At 55.9% G+C, this 23305-nt stretch carries 20 protein-coding genes and 1 pseudogene; 11 read left to right on the top strand and 10 right to left on the bottom strand.

The genetic code is table 11. The features are described from left to right. Positions 1 to 86: 86 nt before the first annotated feature. The 9 genes and pseudogenes from HQL76_01210 to HQL76_01170 form a co-directional block, all read right to left on the bottom strand. The gene (locus HQL76_01210; protein ID MBF0107781.1) at positions 87 to 1358 is read right to left on the bottom strand and encodes a serine hydroxymethyltransferase; all 1272 of its coding nucleotides are present in this window, start codon (positions 1356 to 1358) and stop codon (positions 87 to 89) included. A 92-nt stretch (positions 1359 to 1450) separates the two neighbouring features. Then, on the bottom strand, positions 1451 to 1897 hold the full coding sequence (gene rpiB, locus HQL76_01205; protein MBF0107780.1) for a ribose 5-phosphate isomerase B: 447 nt from the start codon (positions 1895 to 1897) through the stop codon (positions 1451 to 1453). A gap of 113 nt (positions 1898 to 2010) precedes the next feature. Then, positions 2011 to 3246 (bottom strand): DUF790 family protein, encoded by a 1236-nt coding sequence (locus HQL76_01200; GenBank protein MBF0107779.1) that lies wholly within the window; start codon positions 3244 to 3246, stop codon positions 2011 to 2013. 21 nt (positions 3247 to 3267) lie between these two features. Continuing rightward, positions 3268 to 4716, bottom strand: a complete 1449-nt coding sequence (locus tag HQL76_01195) for a DEAD/DEAH box helicase family protein (GenBank protein ID MBF0107778.1) — start codon at positions 4714 to 4716, stop codon at positions 3268 to 3270. Next, positions 4713 to 6596, bottom strand: coding sequence for an ATP-dependent helicase (locus HQL76_01190; GenBank protein ID MBF0107777.1), 1884 nt, complete (start codon positions 6594 to 6596; stop codon positions 4713 to 4715). The genes HQL76_01195 and HQL76_01190 overlap by 4 nt, the downstream gene beginning before the upstream one ends. After that, positions 6593 to 8434, bottom strand: a complete 1842-nt coding sequence (locus tag HQL76_01185; protein ID MBF0107776.1) for a DUF2813 domain-containing protein — start codon at positions 8432 to 8434, stop codon at positions 6593 to 6595. Before HQL76_01185 ends, HQL76_01190 begins: the two co-directional genes overlap by 4 nt. A 78-nt stretch (positions 8435 to 8512) precedes the next feature. Beyond that, positions 8513 to 8741, bottom strand: a pseudogene (locus HQL76_01180) (type II toxin-antitoxin system HicA family toxin). Continuing rightward, positions 8738 to 8941 carry a type II toxin-antitoxin system HicB family antitoxin gene (locus HQL76_01175; GenBank protein MBF0107775.1) on the bottom strand — a complete coding sequence of 68 codons (204 nt, stop codon included), beginning with the start codon at positions 8939 to 8941 and terminating at the stop codon, positions 8738 to 8740. The pseudogene HQL76_01180 and the gene HQL76_01175 overlap by 4 nt, the downstream one beginning before the upstream one ends. Before the next feature lie 95 nt (positions 8942 to 9036). Continuing rightward, a complete protein-coding gene (locus HQL76_01170) occupies positions 9037 to 9606 on the bottom strand; it encodes a VanZ family protein (GenBank protein MBF0107774.1) in 570 nt (189 codons plus the stop codon). 243 nt (positions 9607 to 9849) lie between these two features. Between HQL76_01170 and scpA the strand changes: the two genes are divergently transcribed. The 6 genes from scpA to HQL76_01140 all read left to right on the top strand — a co-directional run bounded on the left by scpA (position 9850) and on the right by HQL76_01140 (position 18513). Further along, a complete protein-coding gene (scpA, locus tag HQL76_01165) occupies positions 9850 to 11985 on the top strand; it encodes a methylmalonyl-CoA mutase (GenBank protein ID MBF0107773.1) in 2136 nt (711 codons plus the stop codon). 153 nt (positions 11986 to 12138) lie between these two features. Further along, positions 12139 to 13122, top strand: a complete 984-nt coding sequence (gene meaB, locus HQL76_01160) for a methylmalonyl Co-A mutase-associated GTPase MeaB (protein ID MBF0107772.1) — start codon at positions 12139 to 12141, stop codon at positions 13120 to 13122. Positions 13123 to 13238: 116 nt separating this feature from the next. Beyond that, positions 13239 to 14783 carry an acyl-CoA carboxylase subunit beta gene (locus tag HQL76_01155; protein MBF0107771.1) on the top strand — a complete coding sequence of 515 codons (1545 nt, stop codon included), beginning with the start codon at positions 13239 to 13241 and terminating at the stop codon, positions 14781 to 14783. A 16-nt stretch (positions 14784 to 14799) separates the two neighbouring features. Next, a complete protein-coding gene (locus HQL76_01150) occupies positions 14800 to 16761 on the top strand; it encodes an acetyl/propionyl/methylcrotonyl-CoA carboxylase subunit alpha (protein ID MBF0107770.1) in 1962 nt (653 codons plus the stop codon). Positions 16762 to 16788: 27 nt separating this feature from the next. Further along, on the top strand, positions 16789 to 17199 hold the full coding sequence (gene mce, locus HQL76_01145) for a methylmalonyl-CoA epimerase (protein MBF0107769.1): 411 nt from the start codon (positions 16789 to 16791) through the stop codon (positions 17197 to 17199). A 228-nt stretch (positions 17200 to 17427) separates the two neighbouring features. After that, on the top strand, positions 17428 to 18513 hold the full coding sequence (locus HQL76_01140; GenBank protein MBF0107768.1) for an HD domain-containing protein: 1086 nt from the start codon (positions 17428 to 17430) through the stop codon (positions 18511 to 18513). 25 nt (positions 18514 to 18538) lie between these two features. Here the strand turns inward: HQL76_01140 and HQL76_01135 are convergent, their stop codons facing one another. Then, the gene (locus HQL76_01135) at positions 18539 to 19993 is read right to left on the bottom strand and encodes a tetratricopeptide repeat protein (protein ID MBF0107767.1); all 1455 of its coding nucleotides are present in this window, start codon (positions 19991 to 19993) and stop codon (positions 18539 to 18541) included. Positions 19994 to 20051: 58 nt separating this feature from the next. Between HQL76_01135 and HQL76_01130 the strand changes: the two genes are divergently transcribed. The 5 genes from HQL76_01130 to HQL76_01110 form a co-directional block, all read left to right on the top strand. Continuing rightward, complete coding sequence (locus HQL76_01130) at positions 20052 to 20582, top strand: DUF721 domain-containing protein (protein ID MBF0107766.1); 531 nt, start codon at positions 20052 to 20054, stop codon at positions 20580 to 20582. A 222-nt stretch (positions 20583 to 20804) separates the two neighbouring features. After that, entirely contained in the window at positions 20805 to 21461 is a 657-nt protein-coding gene (locus tag HQL76_01125; protein MBF0107765.1) for an alpha/beta hydrolase, read from the top strand. Between the two features lie 65 nt (positions 21462 to 21526). Beyond that, positions 21527 to 22063, top strand: a complete 537-nt coding sequence (gene cobO, locus HQL76_01120; protein MBF0107764.1) for a cob(I)yrinic acid a,c-diamide adenosyltransferase — start codon at positions 21527 to 21529, stop codon at positions 22061 to 22063. A 97-nt stretch (positions 22064 to 22160) separates the two neighbouring features. After that, positions 22161 to 22892 carry a response regulator gene (locus HQL76_01115; protein ID MBF0107763.1) on the top strand — a complete coding sequence of 244 codons (732 nt, stop codon included), beginning with the start codon at positions 22161 to 22163 and terminating at the stop codon, positions 22890 to 22892. 61 nt (positions 22893 to 22953) lie between these two features. Then, positions 22954 to 23305: Rpn family recombination-promoting nuclease/putative transposase (locus HQL76_01110; protein ID MBF0107762.1), on the top strand; the 352-nt coding region annotated here is incomplete at its 3' end.

The following is a 23305-nucleotide window of genomic DNA, read 5'->3' as shown; positions in this document are numbered from 1 at the left end:
CGCAAAAAACGCGAACAGACCCCTTTTTTCTTTCAAAAATTGAACCCGGAAGATACCTGGGCAGTTACTTTTCTTTCCGACAAAGATCACATGTTCGGATAAACCGGATAACGCCGACACAAGGCCAGGGTCTGATGGCGCACCTCTTCCTCCACCTTGGGATCGCTCCCACCCTGCGAAGAGACGGCATCCACCACCCGGACGATCCACCGTCCAATGTTTCTGAAATCTTCCGCGTCGAACCCCCGGGTCGTTGCCGCCGGGGTCCCCAGGCGGATGCCCGAGGTGATGAACGGGGATCGGGGATCGTTGGGGATGGCGTTTTTGTTGCAGGTGATGCCAGCGCGTTCCAGAGCCGCCTCGGCCTCCTTGCCGGTAATGTTGCGCGAAGTCAGATCGACCAGCATCAGGTGATTGTCCGTGCCTCCAGAAACGATCCGAAGCCCCTGGGCCACCAGGGTTTCGGCCAGGGCGTTGGCGTTGGTCCGGATGCGGCGGGCATACTCCTTGAATTCGGGTTGCAGCGCCTCAAGAAAGGCAACCGCCTTGGCGGCGATGACATGTTCCAGCGGGCCCCCCTGGATTCCGGGAAAAATTTTTGAATTGATCTTCTTGGCCAGGTCTTCCCGATTGGTCAGGATCATGCCGCCACGAGGACCACGAAGGGTCTTGTGGGTGGTGGTGGTGACGATGTCGGCATGGGGGAAGGGACTTGGGTGTTCTCCTGCCGCGACAAGACCGGCAAAATGGGCCATGTCCACCACCAGATCGGCACCGACGGCATCACAGATTTTGCGGAAACGGGGAAAGTCGATGACGCGGCTATAGGCCGAGGCCCCGGCGACGATGATACGGGGACGATGTTCGTGCGCCAAACGTTCCACTTCGTCATAATTGATGGTTTCGGTTTCGGGATGGAGGCCATATTGAACCGGGCGGAACAACTGGCCCGAAAAGTTTGGGGCGGCCCCATGGGTCAGGTGGCCGCCATGGGCAAGCGACATTCCGAGGAGGGGGTCTCCCGCCACGGCCAGCGCCATGAAGGCGGCCATGTTGGCCTGGGAACCCGAGTGAGGTTGAACGTTGGCATATTCACAGCCAAAAAGCATCTTGGCCCTGGAGATGGCCAGGGACTCGGCACGATCGACAAAATCACAGCCACCATAGTAACGCTTGCCGGGATAGCCCTCGGCATACTTGTTGGTCATGACGCTGCCCTGGGCTTCGAGCACGGCGCGGGAGACGATGTTTTCCGAGGCGATCAGTTCGATCTGGTCGCGCTGACGGGTAAGCTCGTCGCGAATGGCGGCATAAAGTTCCGGATCGACGATCGAGAGAGAGGCGGACGAATCAATCATGGACAATCCTCGTGGATATGATGAAGCGGCAAATGGAGGTCGGGCAACGAAGCATCAGGGAGAACCCGGGCGGATACCGGTATCGAAGCCGACTACGGTATCAAGGGGGTATCGAGGGCATCGATACGTCGCTGATGACGGCCTCCGGCGAACGGTTCCTCAAGCCAGACATCGACAATGGCCACGGCCAGGCCAGGGCCAAGCACCCGTCCGCCCAGGACCAGGACATTGGCATCGTTGTGTTGGCGTGACATGCGGGCGGTGTATTCATCATGACAGAGGGCGGCGCGAATCCCCTTGAAACGATTGGCCGCCATCGACATGCCCAGACCCGTGCCACACAGAAGAATACCCCTGTGACATTCACCACGAACAATTCGCCGACAGAGTTCCGCGGCATAGGCCGGATAGTCCACCGACTCGGGACCATGAACACCCAGATCGTTCACCTCCCAGCCCTGCCTGGCGCGCACATGCGCCACCAACTCGTTTTTCAACATCCAGGCCCCATGATCACACGCCAGCAGCAATCGGTTCATGCCTTCAACCCTCCTTGGATCGTTTCGTCCAGGCCGCCCCACCCGTGGCATCATAATCCACCGGTCGTCGTCGATAAAGGTTTCGATGTCTGGTGTGGTTGGTCTTCATCATTTCATTTCTCCCTCGTCCGGAACCCTTCCAGGCAGGCGACGGCCCGTCTGACCAGGGGAAATTCATTGAAAAGAAAACCATGTTCCTGAAAATAGTGTGATTTTTCAAGAGCGTCCGCCAGGGTCGGATCCTTGGCGAGTCCACGATCGACGGCAATGGCCAGATTGGCAAGGTCGGCGACCGGACCCGGGGTGTCGAATTGTTGCAAGCGCCGCAACAATGGTCCCTTGTGCCACCGATGAAACATCTCCAGATGAACCATCTGGCCATCGCCATGACGAAAGGTAAAATCGACGGCGATCAGGTCGGATCCCTTCAAGTGAAGAAGGTGGGGATCGGGAAGGAGGGTCCAATCCTTGTTTTCCTCGGCAAATTTAAGGGCGAATCGCTCGAACTCTGGCGGAATGTAGGCCGTTGTATGGGCATCCTGGGCCACCAGGCCACTCCCCTCGTCGAGGGTCAAGGTGCCCTCTTCCCCCCCCTTGGGTCGAACGTCGGCGGTCAGGGTCCATTGGCGCAGATGACAGACGGCGGGAAGCAGCGACGCAAACTGAAAACCATAGCGACGGACCTGATCAAAAAGACTCAAGGGGCCATCCAGAATCAGATGATATTCCCCCGGCCCTCTTTGCCGGATGGAGGCCAGGAGGCGAAAAAATCTGATTTGCCGGAAAAAACGGCGAAACCGACCGACATCGTTTTCCTGGATGGTCACTTCCATTCGGGTCGCCGCCAGTAACAGCCCTTGAACCAGGGCCATGTTGTAGCGGTTGAGCAATGCTTCCCCTTTCAACGAAGGGAAATGGGACAGGGTCTGGCGATTGGGAAGATCGGAAAACAGGGTCTGGGTCAGGGAATCGGCGGTATGTCCCAACGCCCCGGCCACCCCCTCGCGAAACGCCTCCAGATGACCCACCGTGGGCGAGGCCAAATGCCGGACTGCTTCCAGAAACACCGACATTCGCAGGTCCTCCGCCTGTCCATCGGGTTCCTTGAAGAGGCAGCGGTCGAGGAGAAGTTTGTTCAAACCCTTGCCGATGAGGGAAGAACGGCTCGCATCGATGATGGGTTGAACCATTTCGGCGATCTCTTCGTGACTGGATCCCTCGCCCCGGGCATAGATACCGATCATTTCTTCGGCCAGATTCAGATAGGACCGGTTCTGGACATCGATGAAGCGGGGGGTGATGCGTCCATCACGAAGACGGTTGAACCGGAGCAGTTCCTTCGTCAGCATGGAATTCCCTTGTCTTGGCGCTTATTCTTCGGAATTTTCCGTATTTTTTTGATAAGCAGCATGTTGGCGCCGGCGCTCCGAGGTGAAGGTTTCGGCGGTGTCGCCGGAGACCAACTCATAGAGAACGGCCTGTTTTCCCTGACGAGGTCTGAGGATCCGGCCCAGGCGCTGCACATGTTCGCGCACCGAACCGCTCCCCGAGACGATGATCCCGACCGCGACATCGGGGACATCGACCCCTTCGTTGAGAATGCGCGAATTCACCAGATAGGGCAGGCTGCCATCGCGAAAACCTTGCAACAGCCGTACCCGTTCCTGGGCGCGGGTATGGTGGGTGATCACCGGCAGGAAAAAGGTTTCGGCGATGGCGTAGGCGGTGGCATTGTCATCGGTGAACAACAAGACCCGTTCCCGCCGGTGCTGGATGAGCAGGCGCCACACCGCCCTGAGTTTGGCGCGGCTGGCGCGGGCAATCCGTTTCTGCATGCGATAGGCGGCATAGGCCTGGCGCCCTTCCTGGGAACGGGCACAGACCTTGATGAACTGGCTCCACCCCTGGGGATCGCGAAAACTGATGCCACTGGCGCGGGCGAACTCCTTGTATTGGGCATAGGCGGCATTGTAGGCGGTCCGTTCATCCTCGTCCAGATCGATGGCAATGGTTTTCAGTTCGTAGGGGGCCAGGTACCGACCTTCCAGATCGCCGATCTCCGAACGGTGACAGATGGGGCCGACCAGGCGTTCCAGATCCCCCTCGGTGCCGTCAGCCCGCTCAGGGGTGGCGGTCAGTCCGAGGCGAAAAGGGGCGATGGCCATCGTCGCCATGAGGCGGTTGCTCGGGGCGGGAAGATGGTGACATTCGTCGAACACGATCAATCCAAACCGATTGCCGATCCGTTCCATGTAGATCACCGCCGAATCATAGGTACTGACGGTGATCGTTTCGACCTGGTGACTCCCCCCGCCCAACATGCCGATGGTGATCCCGAAACTTTGTTGGAGACGATCGTGCCACTGGATCATGAGGTCGATGGTCGGCACGATGATCAGGGCGTTGCGTCGCACATGAGCGATGGCCAAATGGGCGACCAGTGTCTTGCCCGCACCCGTGGGAAGAACGACGACGCCCCTTCGTTGCGCCGCGATCCAGGCTTCGATGGCTTCCCTCTGATGGGGACGCGGTGGAGGATCATTGCCGGCGAGACCGGGGTGGGTCGAAAATTGACGGGCGTGATCGGTAAAGGGAATCTTTAGACGGTGCAGCTCCAAAACGATGGCCCCATAGTCCAGCGCCTCGGCACGGAAGCAACCGGTACGTTCGTCCCAATGGACATGCCGGGCGACCGGGGCCAGATCCTCGGGACATCCCTGAAGGGTCAAGGTCCCCTGATCGAACTCGATACGCACCCCGGCGGAAGGCACGGTCTCCCGGGTCGTGGAAGGCGCGGAATCAGAAGACTCCAAGGTCATGGCGATTCTTTCCTGAAACCCATTTCTTCGAGAAAGCGCGAGCGCTGTTTCTGGTAACCGTTGTAGGAATGAGACCAACTCATATGGAGCGTCTCTTCGGTTCGTGTGATCGCGACAAAGCAGCTGCGACGTTCCTCTTCCATTTCCCGACTGTCCGGCCCCTTCTTGACCGCCTGATAGGAAGGAAAGACCTCTTCAGCCATCCCGATAAGGAATACATGTTTGAACTCCATGCCTTTGGCCCCATGCACCGTAAGGCACGGGATCGAGCCGGGAACTCGCGCGACCGCCTTTTGTTTTAAATCCATTTCCTGCAAGTAAAGATGAAGCGTCACGTTTTCCAGTGAATACGCTTGCATCAATGCGCCATGCAATTCCTTCCAGGTATCGATTTCTTCTTTCTCCAGTGGGTTGTCCAACCACTTTTCGGCCCAAAAAAACTCAAGCAAATCCATGAAGGTCAGACGGTCCACAAGATCATGATCCACTCGACCCAGCAACGACCGAATCGCATTTTGATCAACCGATGCCATTGTCATTGGTTCAATCTTCATGGAAGCGACAGCGACCCATGCACGCAGAAAGTCACCCCCGTTCAGCGCCGCCGCGACTTCGACATCATTCACTTCGATCGATATTTCGGTAAAATCCAACCATGTCACACAAACCCGTCGCAAAAATTCCCGATCATGTCTGGCGTTGGCAAGCCTGAGCACTGCGTGTAGCCAACGCACCGAGGCACACTCAAACTCGTTTTTCCGTTGTGACCTATAGGGGGTAAGTCCACAGTTTCTCAAGGCCTCCGCCGCACGCGCAAGCAGCTTTGTCGAACGCGCAAGAACGACACAATCTTCAGGATTCCATCCGGATTGTTTAATTGCGGTTGGAATTGACATAACCTCGTCATCTTCATATTGAAATGACAGTAATTTGAGGACCTGCGAATGATCAACACCCTTATTTGCTTCAAGGGGTTGTTTTCCTGGTGATCTTCTCCGATTATGACCAATCAGATGATTGGCCATGGTAATAATCACAGGTGGGCAGCGGTAGTTCTTTGGAAGTTGGACTAATTCCATGCTGAAATCGACCTGCAACCCCAGCAATCTTTCTGGACTTGCGCCATTCCACTGATAAATGATTTGATCATCATCAGCCACGATAAACAGATTTGGCTGGGGACCATCAACAAGCAACTTGAGCAAATCATATTGCGCACGGTTGGTATCTTGAAATTCATCAACACAGACGAATTGCCAAGTCAACCGCGTCAAACGCGCCACTCCAGCGTTTTCCGCAAGCAATTTCCGCGCAAAATACAATAGTCCTCCATAACATAGGCGGTTGTTTTTTTTCAATAATTCACAGTACCTCCTGAACAATTCAGGTATCCACGATGGGGCGGGAACCATTCTGGATACCCTGGATTCCCCGTCATACGATTCCCTGAACAAATAGTCAAGAATTACTAATAGATTCTTCCAGTCGCGTGGAATGGATGAAGTATCGCACTCCAGCGTGGCCATCGCATATTCAATCAAAGAAAAACGGTCTTCATCAAGAGTGAGAATCGAAAAATCAGGCTGTATTCCTACATGGCTTCCATGCTGACGTAAAATATCCCCGGCAAATGAGTGGAAGGTGCAGAGATGGGCACGGTCAGAACGTCCTCCAATCGATTCATTCAGTCGCTCGCGCATTTCGTCGGCAGCTTTCGTCGTGAAAGTGAGCGCCAGAACGCTTGAGTCGGGAAATTCCTTGAGAAGACGCGCCGCTCGATCAACCAAGACTCTCGTTTTACCTGAACCAGGGCCAGCCAATACCAATAGTGCCCCATGGTTCCATTCAATCGCACGCCTTTGATTGTCGTTGATATTCATCTCGATTCCGCCCATTCTATTGCAGTATCAATGATATTTACCAACAGTTCAGGTACCAGTTTAGCTTTTTCCCCATCAGGAGCCTGTTTTATTTTTTCTCTGATTTCATCAAGCACTTGATACACGGCAGCGATCTTGTGTTCCTTGACGGCCATAGTAAGCTGCTCAAAATAATCATCATGACCCGGTTCAACAGTAATTTTCTTCTGAGACTGCTTCGTTAATAGATGTTCATATATTTTATGGAAACCATTTGTGCATAAATATTGTTCCACGTTTCCTTTAATTTTAAATAGCACCTTGTCCTCTGGTCTCGACTCCAGATTTTTCTGACCATGATTCAGGTCGTTATTTCCTTGCGTGTCAGTATCATGAATGGAAATCCAATGAATTCCTAGTTCTTTTGCCACATTAATAAACATTTCAATACTTGCATGTCGATGGTAAACGCATCGGACACCGCTTCGTTCCAGATTTCTTCCAATAATTCTTGCCAATTCAGGCAGCAATATAATTTCAGTTTCACCTTCTACAAGAATCCAACATTTTTCAAAAAGAAGTTCACCCCTCGAATAGCGGATATGATCGTTGAATTGTTTCTTCTTCTTTTCTTCAAATTTAATATTCCTAACGTACCTGGGAATTGTTTTGTCTTGTTGTCGATCCAATCGAACGATGGAATTGGGTGGTACTTCAGAAAGTAAATCGCCGCTGTGTGTTGAGATGATTTTTTGTCCTGGAATGCGTTCAATCAGTTTCCAAAGAGCCCGTACCGCACTTGGATGCAAATGTGCCTCTGGTTCCTCCATGGCAATGATTGCCGCTCCTTGGTTCCATGTTTGTAGAAACGCATTAAACAATGCCAACACCGCAAGACTTTGCGTGCCTTCACCATGTCGCCCGACTGGAATCTTTGCTCCGGTTTCGGCGTTCAAATTGACCTGAGCTTTGGCAAGAATATCGAACAAACGTCCGGGCACAGCATCGACAGAAACCAGATTTCCATCTCCCGCCATCGATACAACCTCATTTATTTCATTCAACCTTCCCACAACTTTGGAAAAAGATGTGTGTGAAGAAACAATCAGGTCATTGACTTCAGCAAGTTTTAGTTCTATTTCTTCATGTTTCTCTCTTGTCAACTGGGACTCTTTCAAAAATGGTCGCCAGAAAGTTCCCTTGGCATCGAAGTGCCTTGCCGAATCGCGCAGGGCCGACAGATAATAATAGGATACCTCTTTCTGGAAAATTGAAAGGGCTGCATCTGAATAAGTCTTCAGCGGCACACCATCCAGATTTTGAAACTCCCAGTCATGAATGAATTCCTGCGTTTCTCCATGAAATTTGGCACCGACTTGTAGTATGATACATCCATGTCCATCCGAATCAACCTGAAGAATCCCGGCACGGTTCAGGATTCTTCTTCGTTCTTCTTTTTGTTTATTTTTTCGTTCATTATCCCCTTCTCCGGATTCATCTTCACGAAAGGTCAAACGAATGCTGATTGCCGGGGCTGCGGATGGCTCGGACCTTGCCTCTGGCAGATGGAAATCGTAGACATCAAATGCACAGCCACGGCGGGACCGGACCTCACGCAACGCAAACCGCAGGGCTTCCAGCACGGCGGTCTTGCCTGTGTTGTTCTCTCCAATCAAAACTGTCGTATCATCAAGTTCCAGATCCAGACTGGCGATTCCACGAAAGTTTTCAATTTGCAGGCGACGCAATTTCATCATGGTCCCTTTATAGATAAATATGTTACTATATAAATAGGAGTAATCCATCCCCAGCGCCAGATACAAATCACGATCGGGTGGTCCGGCAGCACCCAAGGTCATGGCGATTCTTTCCTGAAACCCATTTCTTCGAAAAGCGTGGGGGCGGTTTAAGGATGCCGGTACGTTCCATTCGTGCGGTTACAACAAATCCAGGAAATGTTCAAGAGGGATTTCAGCCTGTTTCAAAATTTGGTGCAATGTTGTTCTTTTAACAGGTTTATGGGCAGGAACGGTCAGTTTCATCGTTGTCTGCATCGTTGTCTTATTGAAGACGGATATGACTTCCTTTTTGTCGCACGATCACCCAACCATCCCTGCGCAGCGCCCGGATCACCTGGTCATGGTTGAGACTGGGAATAACAGTCATATCGCAATTTCCAGGGCCTCGGCCTTTGTTGAAAAATTTTTATCATCTTCAACAGGATCCAGGTAGAGAAAAATGGCCTCTCGAATGTTGTGCAAGGCATCCTCTCGAGAGTCGCCTTCGCTGATGCAGCCCGGCAGGGAAGGAACGATGGCCGTGTATCCACCCTCATCACTTGGTTCCAGAACAACCACTATTTTCATTGATGCATCCGTTAACGATCGTCCAATACACACAAACCATGGATATTCATGTGCCGTCCTGCTGTTTCATCCATCTCCCCGGCATCCTTCCGGTTTCATTCATGTACGTCGGCAGGGGGTGACAGGGGCCTGAAGGCCAGAATCAACCCGAGTCCGACCGCCCCGCCCATGACATCCATGAAGGCGTCGCGCAGATCGAAATACCGGTCGGGAAGGAGAAACTGAAAGAATTCGTCCAACAATCCCGCCAGCGCCACCATGATCATAAGGTCGGCAAACCCCTGACGCCCCCGTGGCGGATGGGCGTTGAACAGCAACATGCCAAGAATGGCGTACTGCACAAAGTGGACCCGTTCGTCGGGATTGGTCGTGATGGTCAAGGCGGTCAGGCCGGCAATCACGAGAAGGACCAGCGCCAGAAAACGTCGCTTCGCCCAAAAAAGCACCCCCCCGACGACCCCCAGAAAAACGACCGCCAACACCACATTGACGATCCGTTCCACATGCTCGACCCCATTCATGACCGCATACAGCCACATTTCAATGGTCGGGATCATCGGCACCAGGGAATAGTGCAGCACCAGGTAGAGACCAACCCACATCCAGGCCCGCGGCGATTGCCGGACGGCGTCGGGAAATTTCAGTATTTTCTGAAAGATTTTCATGTATTTAGATAAATTCAGGTTAAGGAGGACAATTTTATTTTATGGACTATTTTCCGATGAAGTGCAAGTTTTTCAACGGGAAGTTGAAAAAAAGAGATGACGGACACGGCAACTTGCATTACATTCGACCCACCCAAACGAGTATGCGTGGCCCCCGCCGTGAAGTCGCGGCGGTTGATCGTGTCCCAAGTCCCAACATCTGGTTCCTCCAGGAAAGACCCAAAAAGACGAAAGGTTATGTCCATGTCCGAATCGAAAAAGCCCAGCCTTGAAGACTGGAAAGCCGCGACGGAAAAAGGCCTCAAAGGGAAGCCGATCAGCTCTCTGGAATGGTCCACCCCCGACGGAATCACCATCAAGACGGTCTATTCCAAGGCCGACGTCGAAGGATTGTCCAACCAGGATACCCTCCCCGGCTTTGCGCCGTTCCTGCGCGGCCCCCATACGACGATGTATGCCGGACGCCCCTGGACCATCCGCCAATACGCCGGGTTTTCCACCGCCGAGGAATCCAATGCCTTCTACCGGCGGACGCTCGCCGGGGGCGGTCAGGGCGTCTCGGTCGCCTTCGACCTGGCGACGCATCGCGGCTACGACTCCGATCATCCCCGGGTGACGGGCGACGTCGGCAAGGCGGGCGTGGCGGTGGACAGCGTCGAGGACATGAAAATTCTTTTCGACGGCATCCCCCTGGGACAGATTTCGGTCTCCATGACCATGAACGGGGCGGTGTTGCCGGTGTTGGCCAGCTACATCATCGCGGCGGAAGAGCAGGGAGTGGCCCAGAAGGACCTGCGCGGCACCATCCAGAACGACATCCTCAAGGAATTCATGGTCCGCAACACCTTCATCTATCCGCCAGCCCCCTCGATGCGCATCGTCGGCGACATCATCGAGTTCACCTCCAAGAACATGCCTCTGTTCAACAGCATCTCGATTTCCGGCTACCACATGCAGGAAGCGGGAGCGGATGCCTCCCTGGAACTGGCCTATACCCTGGCCGACGGCAAAGACTACGTAAAAACCGCGGTGGAACGGGGAATGGGGGTCGATGATTTCGCGGGCCGCCTTTCCTTTTTCTTCGCCATCGGCATGAACTTCTATCTCGAAATCGCCAAGCTGCGCGCCGCCCGCATGCTGTGGTGCGAAATCATGGAAGGATTCGGGGCCAAGAAAGCCTCCTCCAAGATGCTCAGGACCCACTGCCAGACCTCCGGCTGGAGCCTGACCTTCCAGGATCCCTACAACAACGTGGTCCGGACCACCATCGAAGCGATGGCAGCGGTGTTCGGCGGCACGCAGTCGCTGCACACCAACGCCCTGGACGAAGCGATCGCCCTGCCAACCGACTTTTCGGCGCGCATCGCCCGTAACACCCAGTTGATCCTTCAAGAAGAGGCCCACATCACCCACGTCGCCGATCCCTGGGGCGGTTCCTATCTGATGGAAACCCTGACCCAGCAGATTGCCGACAAGGCCCGCGAAATCATGAAAGAAGTTGACAAGGCGGGTGGCATGGTCAAGGCGATCGAAGCGGGTCTGCCGCAACGGCGCATCGAGGAAGCGGCGGCACGGCGTCAGGGAAGCATCGACCGTGGCCTGGAAACCATCGTCGGTGTCAACAAGTACAAACTCAAGCAGGAAGAGGCCATCGACGCCCGCAAGGTGGACAACCAGGCGGTCCGTCTGTCCCAGATCGAACGACTCAAGAAAATCAGGGCCGGACGCGATCAGGCCAAGGTGAACGCTGCCCTCGACGCCTTGACCAAGGCAGCCGAGTCGGGCCAGGGCAACCTGTTGGAACTGTCGGTCAACGCCATGCGGGTGCGGGCCTCCCTGGGCGAAGTCACCGAGGCGATGGAGAAAATCTTTGGCCGTCATACCCCCCATACCAGCACGGTTTCGGGTGTTTATGGCAAGGTTTGGGCCGATGATCCGCAATGGCTCGACCTCAAGAAGGATGTCGATGCCTTTTCCGCCAAGGAAGGACGCCGGCCACGCATGCTGGTGGTGAAGATGGGCCAGGATGGACATGACCGCGGGGCCAAGGTGATCGCTTCCGCCTTTGCCGACGCCGGTTTCGATGTCGATCTGGCGCCCCTGTTCCAGACTCCGGAAGAGGTGGCGGAACAGGCGGTCGAAAACGATGTCCATGTGGTCGGCGTCTCCACCCTGGCGGGCGCCCATACGACCCTGATTCCGCAGTTGATCCAGGAACTGAAGAAGAAGAAGGCGGAGGATGTGGTCGTGGTCTGTGGCGGTGTCATTCCGCAACAGGATTACGATGAACTGCGCGCCGCCGGCGTCGCCGAAATCTTTGGACCGGGGACTTCGGTCGCTGTTTCGGCCCGCAAGGTGATTCAGCGCATTTCCGCCTGAGCGGCCCGGCAGTGAATTATGATCGATCGGGCCGGATGGTTTTTCCTCCGGTCCCGATCGATCGGACGTATGGAACGAAGCAATGGACGGGTTGGTCCGGCATGGGCCGGTCGCCCGTCGATCGATGGGGACCGGCGGGACAGGAGGGTAACAATGGCGCGGTTCGATACCGAAACCTATGTTCAGGGGGTGCTGCAAGGGGATCGGCGGCTGATCGCCAAGACGATCACCCTGATCGAAAGCACGCTCCATCAGGATGAAGAACAAACCCAGGAAATCATCGGACAACTGCTCCCCTATTGCGGCAAGTCCCTGCGCATCGGCATCACCGGTCCTCCGGGAGCGGGCAAAAGCACCCTGATCGAAGCCCTGGGATTGCATCTGCTCAAGGAAAAACGCCGGGTGGCGATTCTGGCGGTCGATCCTTCCTCCAAACTGTCCGGGGGGAGCGTCCTTGGGGACAAGACCCGCATGGCCCGACTCATGGCCAACAACGACATCTTCGTTCGCCCCTCGGCGGCGGGGGAAACGCTGGGCGGGGTGGCGCGCAAGACCCGTGAAACCATGCTGGTCCTGGAAGCGGCGGGCTTCGATACGGTTCTGGTCGAGACGGTCGGTGTCGGACAAAGCGAAACGGTCGTCTCGGACATGACCGACTTTTTCCTGTTGGTGGCCCTTCCCAACGCCGGTGACGAATTGCAGGGGATCAAGAGGGGCATCATGGAAATGGCCGATGCCATCGTCGTCAACAAGGCGGACGGTCCGTTCGAGGAGTCGGCAAAGCAGGCGGCGCATGTATTGCGTTCGGCGTTGCAGGTGATGCATCATCCGCGTCCCGACTGGGATCTGCCGGTATTTCTCGCCAGTGCCCGCACGGGTTTGGGCATCGATGAGGTTTGGCAGTCGATGTTGCGTTTTCAAAAAGTCATGACGGCCAACGGCACGCTTCAGATGCGCCGCCGTGAACAAAATCTGGAGTGGATGGCGACCCTGGTACGCGAAGAGCTGGCACGTCGATTCGATGCACATTCCGAGGTTCGGTATTTGATGCCCGACCTGCGACGCAAAGTCAGTGATGGCAAGATCACGGCAGTTCGTGCCGCCAGTCTGCTCATGCAGGCGTTTGCCGCGGGATAGATCGTCAAACGAAAAAATCGTGATGGAAAATCGTAACTGCGGGGATGAATCGCGCTTATCCAGGCAGACGTCAATCAATTCTTTTTGCCAATCAATTTTTTCGGATACCTTGACCCATGCAGGAGATTGTCAAAAAATTCGAGCGTCTGCGCGCGGAAGCCCGTCTGGGAGGGGGGCCGGAGCGGATCGAAGCCCAACATGGCCGCGGCAAACTGACAGCCCGCGAATGCATCGAAGTCCTGTTTGACGAGGGATCGTTCGAAGAACTGGATATGTTCGTCGAACACCGGTGCAACGAATTCGGCATGGAACAAAGACGATGCGCCGGCGACGGAGTGGTGGCGGGCTTCGGAGAGATCAACCGGCGCAAGGTGTTCGTCTACGCCCAGGACTTCACGGTCCATGGCGGCACACTTTCGGAGTCCAATACCCAAAAGATATGCAAAATTCTCGACCTGGCCATGCGGACGGGGGCCCCGGTCATCGGCCTGAACGATTCAGGCGGAGCACGCATCCAGGAAGGGGTCGCCTCCCTGGCAGGATACGGAGAAATTTTTCAACGCAATGTCCTGGCCTCGGGCGTCATTCCGCAACTGTCGGCGATCCTCGGCCCATGCGCCGGCGGCTCGGTCTACGCCCCGGCCTTGACCGATTTCGTCCTGATGGTGGAGGAAAATTCCTACATGTTCGTCACCGGTCCCGATGTTGTCCGGACCGTGACCCACGAAGAGGAAACCTTCGAATCCCTGGGAGGGGCACGGGTTCACGCAACCCGTTCGGGAGTGGCGCACTTCGCCTTCCCCAACGGCATGGTGCTCTTGACACAATTGCGCCGTCTCCTCTCCTTCCTTCCCGCCAACAATCGGGAACGCCCCCCGGTCGTCCGCGTCGGCGATCCTCCGGAACGTCAGGAAAATTCGCTTGATTATCTGATCCCGGAAGATCCCCTCAAACCTTACGACATGAAGGAATTGATCGAGAAAGTGGTGGATAACCACGATTTCATGGAAGTTCACGGGGGATTCGCCAAGAACATCATCGTCGGTTTCGGACGCATGGATGGCGGGACGGTCGGCATCGTCGCCAATCAACCTCTGGTGCTGGCGGGTTGTCTGGATATCGACGCGAGCGTCAAAGCGGCCCGGTTTGTCCGTTTTTGCGATTGTTTCAATATTCCGATCATCACCTTCGTCGATGTTCCCGGATTCCTGCCCGGAAAGGTTCAGGAATCGGGTGGCATCATTCGACATGGGGCCAAACTGCTCTACGCCTTTGCCGAATGTACCGTTCCCAAGGTGACCATCATCACGCGCAAAAGTTATGGCGGCGCATATGATGTCATGTCATCGAAACACTTGCGCGGCGATCTGAACTTTGCCTGGCCCAACGCCGAAATCGCCGTCATGGGAGCCAAAGGCGCGGCAGAAATCATCTTTCGCGGCGAATTGAAAAAAAACAACAACCCCGAGGAATATTTGCAGGCAAGGACCCGGGAATACGCCGAACGTTTCGCCAATCCGTTTCGCGCGGCGCAACGTGGGTTCATCGATGACATCATCATGCCCAGTTCCTCCCGCTGGAAAATCATCCGCGGCCTAAGCATGTTGAAAGACAAACAGATGAACAACCCGTGGAAAAAACACGGGAACATCCCTTTGTAGCGACGATGGGGCATCGATGAAAAAAATTTTGATCGCCAATCGTGGTGAAATTGCCTGCCGCATCATCCGCACCGCGCGAAAAATGGAACTGCAAACGGTCGCCGTCTATTCGGAAGCGGACAAGGAAAGCCTGTTCGTGCGCCAGGCGGACGAGGCCTGTCTCCTCGGCCCGGCCCCGAGTACCCTTTCCTACCTCAATGTCGAACGCATTCTGGAAATCATCGACCAGACCCAGGTGGATGCGGTCCATCCCGGCTACGGATTCCTGTCGGAAAACGCCGCCTTCGCCCGAAGTCTCGAACAACGTGGCGTCACCTTCATCGGCCCATCCCACGAGTCGATCCTGGCCATGGGAGATAAAATCCGCGCCAAACGAATCGCCATTCAGGCCGGAGTACGGACCATTCCCGGATATGATGGCCGAATCGAAAACGCCGATCAGGCCGCGGCTGTCGCCTGGGAAGTGGGCTATCCAGTCATGGTCAAGGCCGCCGCGGGCGGTGGCGGCAAAGGGATGCGGGTCGCCAGAAACGAAATCGAAGTGCGCGAAGCCTGGGAAACCTGCACCCACGAAGGACTCTCCTACTTTGGCGATGGCCGCATCCTCATCGAAAAATATATCGAAAAACCACGCCATGTCGAAATTCAGATACTGGGCGACAAACATGGCAACATGGTCTGGCTCGGCGATCGCGATTGCAGCATCCAACGGCGCAACCAGAAGGTGATCGAAGAAACCCCTTCGACCTTCATCGATCCCAACCTGCGCCGCACCATGGGCGAACAGGCCGTTCGATTGGCCCAGGCAGTCGGTTATCATTCGGCGGGCACGGTGGAATTCGTGGTCGGGGCGGACAAAAGTTTCCACTTCCTGGAAATGAATTCACGCCTTCAGGTCGAACACGGAGTGACCGAAATGGTCACCGGACTGGATCTTGTGGAACAGATGATCCGGGTGGCCCGGGGAGAACCACTCGGATTTTCCCAGAAGGAGGTCCGGATGAAGGGGTGCGCCATCGAATGCCGCGTCTATGCCGAAAACCCCTACCGCAACTTCATGCCATCGACGGGACGGTTGGTGTATTATCGCCCGCCCCAGGAAGGCTCCAGGGTCCGGGTCGATTCGGGGGTGTTCGAAGGGGGTGAGGTGTCGATGCATTATGATCCGATGATCGCGAAGGTGATCACCTGGGGCCTCCATCGCGAAGACGCCATCTTCGAGCTGGAATTCGCACTGGACGAATTCCAGATCGAGGGACCCGATCATAACATCGACCTGCTCAATACGATCATCCGCCATCCGCGGTTCGAGACGGGCCATTTCACGACTGCCTTCATCGATGAAACCTTCCCCGACGGTTTCAAGGGGGCCCCGCCAACCGAGGATGGAACCCGCGCCTTCGCGGTGGCGGCAGCCGTGATCCTGCTGGTGGAATCGGCCCTTTACCGGCAGATTCCACCGCTTCAGGACCTGGTGGTCATGGTGGAACACGAAGAGTTGCACCTGACCATCGAACGCAAGAAGGGGTGCGAGATGGTGGCGTTTGCCGCCGAGGATCCGGTGGTGGTCACCCATGACTATCAGGCGGGAAGCCGTCTGGCCTCCCTGGTGATTCACGACCAACCCTGCGCCTTTCGCATCCGCCGCCTTGCCGAAGGCTATCTGCTGTCACGCGGTGGACGGACAGTGACGGCAATCGCCCGTTCCCCCAGGCACCATGTGTTGTCGCGGCACATGCTGCGAAAAAAACCTTCCGAAACGAGTCGTCTGCTCCTGGCCCCCATGCCCGGGGCTGTATTGAAGGTGCTGGTCGGTGTCGGGCAGACGGTCAATGCCGGGCAGGCGGTTTGCGTCCTGGAAGCGATGAAGATGGAAAATACCATCCGCTGCGAACAGGATGGAAAACGGGTGAAATCGATCCGCGTTCAAGCAGGAACGACGGTTGAAGCGGATGAGGTCCTTGTCGAGTTCGAATAGTCAACGTCAACCCTTGAGGAGAATGGAATGATCGGACGTCTGAATCATGTGGCCATTGTGGTGCCCGACCTGGATGCGGCAGCGGCCCGGTATCGGGATGATCTGGGAGCCCGGGTGGAAGCACCGTTTGATTTGCCGGAACACGGTGTCCGGGTGGTGATGGTGCGTCTGGACAACACCACGGTGGAACTGCTGCACCCGTTGTCGGATGCCAGCCCTGTCGCCGGATTCCTGAAGAAGAATCCGGGCGGCGGCATGCACCATGTGTGCTATGAGGTCAAGGATGTGACCGCCGCCGCCAAAGTCATGATCGACAAGGGCGTCAAGGTCCTGAACGAAAAACCAAAGATTGGCGCCCATGGCAATCCCGTCATCTTCCTGCACCCGAAAGACTTCAATGGCGTCCTGACCGAGCTGGAACAGGTTCCCGCCAAGTAACCTCCTTTTACCTGTGAAAAAACCGGTGGCTGAAAAATTCCACCGGTTTTTTCTTTTGCGGAAGATCCCGAATTGCCGCCAAATGTACAGAACAAGATGCGAATGAATGATCATTTATATTAATTACAATATGATCATGTATGTATTTCCATTGAAAGTCAACCGTTGTGGTATTTTCCAGGAAGGGATATTTTTATGGCACGTTAGGTTCTTGGAAAGGATGCACACATGGCGCACACACTTGGGATCCTGAAAGAAAAAGAGAAAAAAAAAGTCGATTCTTCTTCCGTTGATGCCATTCTGGAACGGCAACTCCAGGAACTGGCCCTGGAAGATGATGACAAGATGGCAACCACGGCGGACGACCGAAGTTCGCTGGAGCGGGAAATCGGTCCGGCAACGAAGCTCCAGGAACGCTTCGATGGCGATGTCGCACGTTTTTTCAAGGAGATGTTTGCCGGTCAGGCAGTACAACCCGAACCGATCGTGCAAGGGGTTCGGGAGGTGATGTCCTCGGTACTGCGTCAGGAACAGGCGCTCCTCGGGTTGACGTTGCTCAAACAACGCGGTGGCGGTCATCATGTACATGCGGTCAACGTATCAACGTTGATGATGATTTTTTGCAAGTTTCTCGGGGAACCGGTTGCCATGACCGAACTCATGGGGCAGGCGGGCATATTCCACGACCTGGGGGTTACCCGGATTCCCGGATCGATCCTTGAAAAGGAGACGCCCCTTTCCGTACCCGAGGTCAAGGTTCTCCAGACCCATGTTCACGAGACGGCGGGCATTCTCAAGGAGATGAAGATTCAGGAAGGGGTGATCCAACGTGTGGCGTTGGAGCATCACGAAAGGCTCGATGGCACCGGTTATCCCCAAAGAATCAAGGGAACAGCGATCAGCCGCGAGGGTCGAATTGGCGCCATTGTCAATGATTTCGAAAACCTGACCGGGACCCGCCCTTTCCGCAAACCGATACCGCACCATGACGCATTGCGGCGGATGATGGGGATGGCGGACCGCTATTATGACAAGGTGCTCTTGCAGAAGTTTGTACGCTGCGTCGGTGTCTACCCGATGGGGACCATTCTGCGCCTGAAAAACCGCCATGTGGTGATGGTGGTGGGCAATCATGCGACCCATCTGCTGCATCCGATCGTCCGGGTGGTCGCGGATTCTTCCGGAAGAATCGTGACCCATGGACAATGGATCAATCTTGTGGAAAAGAAAGAAGATCCGGGGTACAAGATCGAAGGACCGACACCGCCTCCGGTGGGGCTCGATTTGGTCACTCTTCTGAAAAAGGATGGATGATCGGGAAGCGAAATGAATACCTTGTTCATCCGTGGACAGAAGAAGCGTCAACAAATGTCCGCCGCCATTGTTCCAGATCGCCTGCCAGACGAAAGATGATGTCCGCCCAGGAATCGGGTTGGGTCTGGCGGTAGAGGGTGGCGCTGGGATACCATGGGGCCGTGGTCCCCGAATCGAGCCAGCGCCATTCGGAGGCATGAGGGATCAGGATCCAGACCGGTTTTCCCATCGCCCCCGCCAGGTGGGCCGAGGCGGTTTCGATGCTCACGATCAGGTCGAGATCGGTCATGATCCTGGCGGTTGCGGCAAAGTCGGTCAGCGACGCCTCGGTATCCATGACCGGCGTCCCATCGAGTTCTCCCGGATGAAGCCCCTTCTGCAATGAAAAAAAACGAATCCCGCCGATGGAGAAGATCGGTGCGAAATCGCAGGCGTTCAATTGTCCCCGGGACTTGCCCCGCCAGATCAATCCAACCACCGGATCCCGTCCACGCCCCAGGCGCCATCCCGGAATCGTCAGCCCTTCCGGTGCCTTGAGATAGGGAATATCCCGGGGAATGGTCGCCAGACGGGTATCGAACCGAAGGGGCAGGGAAAGCATGGGAAGGCACCAGTCGGAACGGGACAGAGAAGAACCGGGGACCCCAACCTCCACGACCGATGGCATCGCCGCGAACAGACGTTCGAGGAGCGGTTCGCACAAAACCCGGACACACCCGCCCCTTCGGGCGAGCAAAGGAGCGTACCGAATCATCTGGATGGCATCTCCGAACCCCTGTTCCTGAAGCAACAGGATGCTCTTTCCCGCCAACGGTTCGCCGTTCCATTCAGGCGCTGGGAAGTTTTTTTCGACCCCGCGATAATGACGGCTCTTCCAGCGCCATTCGTTCTCCCGCCATCCTTCCTCATACGCCCCCGACATCAACAAGGCCCGGCTCAGATTGTAATGGATGTCGGCATCGGCGAAATCACGTTCCAAGGCAGCGCGATAACAGGCGATGCCCTCCGCAAGGCGCTTCAGCGCCACATGACAAACGCCAAGGTCACCCAGCAACGCGGCATTGTCGGGATCATGAAGGAGCGCCTTTTCCAACAGAGGTCGTGCCAGATCGGGCCGATGCATTGCAACATGCAACCGCGCCAGGTTGCCCAGGGTTTCCGGATCATCCGGTCGGAGCGCCAAACTCCGCGCGTAATCGTCCAGGCTTTCCCCGAAGCAGCCAAGGTGATACCACACCAAGCCCCGGTGACTGAAATAATCGGCGACATCGGGAGCAAGACGACAGGCCTGGTCCAGATGGTCCAAAGCCTGCCGATGCCGTCCCATCCTCTGGCAGGCGACTCCCGACAAAAACCACCCCTCGCCGTTTCCCGGATCCTGTTCCAATACCCGCGCAGCGATCGCCAGGGTTTTGTCGGGGCGGTCCGCCAAAAGATGATCCAACCCCTTCTTCAAGGCACGAATGTGTTGAATATTCATGAACTCCAGGGTACCCTTCCCTTAAGCGCATGGCAAGACCGGCATACAGGATCGACGCATGGACCATGGTATTTCAGCACGGGACGGAAAAAACGTCCTTCCCCCCAGCCCGTCGCGGCCATCCAACCGCTTCGTCGCCGTCGATGAGGTCGTCGCCCAACTGACCGCAGGCTTTCGCGAACGACCGCAAACGAAAGCCCATTTTCTGCGCGAAACCTGGCGCCAAGCCGTGGGGGAACAGATTGCCGGACATACCGAACCGCAACGACTTCTCAATGGCCTGCTCACAATCCGCGTCGATGCCTCCGTCTGGGTCACCCAACTGCTCCACATCAAACCCATCATTCTCGCCGCCCTCGCCAAGGCAAGCCCTGGCAGCGACATCCGCGACATCCGCCTGGTCCAGGGAACCCTGCGTCATCGACCCACACCATCTTCCGCACCCGCACCCCGCGAAAAGCTCCCCCCCCCACTTCCCGAAGAGTCGGAAAAAGCGGCCCGCATGGTCGCCAATGTCTCCGATGCCGAGCTTCGTTCGGCCCTGGGACAACTTTACCAGACCCTGCTGATCCGCCGCCGCTGCGGCTGAACACACATCGGGCAACGCTTCGATCCGACAAATTCACCGCCTCTTTTTTTCGATCCAGATGAACGAAAGTTTGCAGCCGGCATTTCAAAGAGCAATAAATGATGGTATAAACTGGCATTGGACGCAAACGATGGAAAAATCATTCATCCCCGGCCCCTGAACATCCCGCGGAAAGGGATGACACCCAGGCCCCGGCAACCCTTGCGATGATCGATGCGGCGCATGAAGGACAAGATTGGAACGGTCGTCATGGTCCACGGCCTCTGGTTGGATGGCACGGAACTCAAACCGATGGCCAGAAGACTGGAAAAGCTGGGCTACAACACCCTGTTTTTCAAATATCCCACCGTCCGGGCCGGGTTGCTCGACAATGCCCATGGCCTGTGGCGTTTTCTGGAAACCGCCTTCGGAAAGGAAATGGAACAAGCAAAATCGGCACCTCCCGTCCATCTGGTGTGCCACAGCCTCGGAGGATTGGTGGCGTTGCACATGCTCTACCAGCATCCCCAGGCAGTCATCGGGCGCATGGTCGCCATGGCGACCCCCTTTCGCGGGTGTCTGACCGCCCGAAGACTCAGCCGTTGGCCGTTCGGCGCCATCCTGTTGGGTGGCAGCATGGACCAGGGGCTCTATTCGGGTGGTCCCCGCGCCGTCCCCCCCGGTCGTGAAATCGGTGTCATCGCCGGAAGGCTTCCCCTGGGATTGAGTCACCTGATTCTTGGCATGGAGGGACCCAGCGATGGTACCGTTCAGATTGCCGAAACCTGTCTGGAAGGGGCCGCGCATGCCACCGTGGACCATGTCCACCTGGGAATGGTACTCTCCCGGAAAACCGCTCATCTTGCGCATCAATTCCTGGTGACGGGAAAATTCCACTGAAACGGACAGAAACGGACCCTTCCATCGCAACGCCGTTTCCTGTCCGCAACCAAAGAGGGGTAACCTTGGAACACAAAAAAAAACGATTGGGACGGGTCCTGGTTCTGACCGGCAACGGCAAGGGCAAGTCAAGCAGCGCCTTCGGCATGGCCTTTCGCGCCGCGGGATGGGGAATGAACGTTTGCGTCATTCAGTTCATCAAGGGCGCCTGGCCGACCGGTGAGGAAAAAGCGGCCAAAATGTTTCCCAACATGGAATGGCATGCCCTGGGCGACGGCTTCACATGGAAAACCGAAGATCCGGAGGGCGATCGAAAAAAAAGCCGGGAAATCTGGGAATTCTGTCGCGAAAAAGCCCTTTCCGGAACGTTCGATCTGGTCGTCTTCGATGAAATCAACATGGCCCTTGGCTTCGGTTGGCTGACCGACGCCGAGGTCGTTCATTTCATCCAGGAAGAACGACCCAAATCGTTGCACCTGATCCTGACAGGGCGCAATGCCTCCAAGGCCATCATGGACGCTGCCGATACGGTCACGGAGATGGGTGAAATCAAACACGCCTTCCATGCCGGCATCAAGGCGTGCAAGGGTGTGGAGTTTTAATTTCCCAAAATGACCCACCCTTCGTGGAAATTCCATCGCACCCCGGGGTGGGAGAAGGCAACAGGACCCGATTCAGTCGCCGGAGAAAACAGAAAATATGGAACATCCAGAAAAGGCAACAAAAAAAATTCTTGTCGTGGATGATATTCCCGATTTTCGTGAATTGATGATGGAGCTGCTGGATCGGGGGGGATACCAGTGCGTCATGGCCGACAACGCCGAACAGGCCCGGCTCATGATCGAGGAGGAACGCCCCGACATCATCCTCCTGGATTGGGTCATGCCCGGCGTGTCGGGAGTCGAACTGTTACGTTACCTCAAGGCCAAGGTTACCTATGCCCAGATTCCCATCATCATGGTGACCGCCCGTGACAGCGAGGAAGACAGGCTTCGGGTTTTGGAAATCGGCGCCGACGATTATATCGTCAAACCCATCAAACCGCCTGTCCTCATGGCTCGAATTCAGGCCCTGCTTCATCAAGGGACCACCGGCTCCGACGGAACGCTTCGAGTGGCGGACCTGTATCTGGACCTCAAGGAGCAAAACGTCCTCGCCGGAGATCCTCCGGTACGCATCGAACTGGGGCGAATCGCCTTTCGGATTCTCGCCTTCTTCATGTCCCATCCCGACACGATCCACGGGCGCGAAAGTGTCTTGAAGCAGGTCTGGGGTGGAGACGACAAGGTAGGCGGACGCACCGTCGATGTCTACATCCGGCACCTGCGCAAGGCATTGGAACCGTGGGGACACCACCATCGGATCGAAACGATCCGCGGCTCGGGTTACCGCTTCTCAAGCAGCGAAAATACAAAGCAAACGTTACAATAGCTTGATCCGCAACCAATGGTAAACCCTCGTCTCATGAAGATATCGCTCCCATGAATTGACCATGACCGACATCAGTCACCCGCACGACCGATTCTTGAAGGCTTTGCTCTCCAACCCGGAAACGGCGGGAACTCTATTGCGGGAGCGATTGCCAAAGGAAGTGGTGGCGGTGTTGTCCGATGATCCTCCAGAGTTGGTGGAGGGTTCGTTCGTCGATGAATCGTTGCGGACCCACCTGACCGATCGACTCTACCGGGTCAAGACAATCACCGGTCATGTAGCCTTGCTGTACGTGCTGATCGAACATAAAAGTTCTCCCGACGTGCGTATCAGCTGGCAATTATTGAACTACATGATCGAAGCGTCAACAAATGTCCGCCGCCATTGTTCCAGATCGCCTGCCAGACGAAAGA

The sequence above is a fragment of the Magnetococcales bacterium genome (assembly GCA_015228815.1).
GTDB lineage: Bacteria > Pseudomonadota > Magnetococcia > Magnetococcales > UBA8363 > UBA8363.
This window is presented reverse-complemented; position numbering and strand designations above follow the sequence as displayed.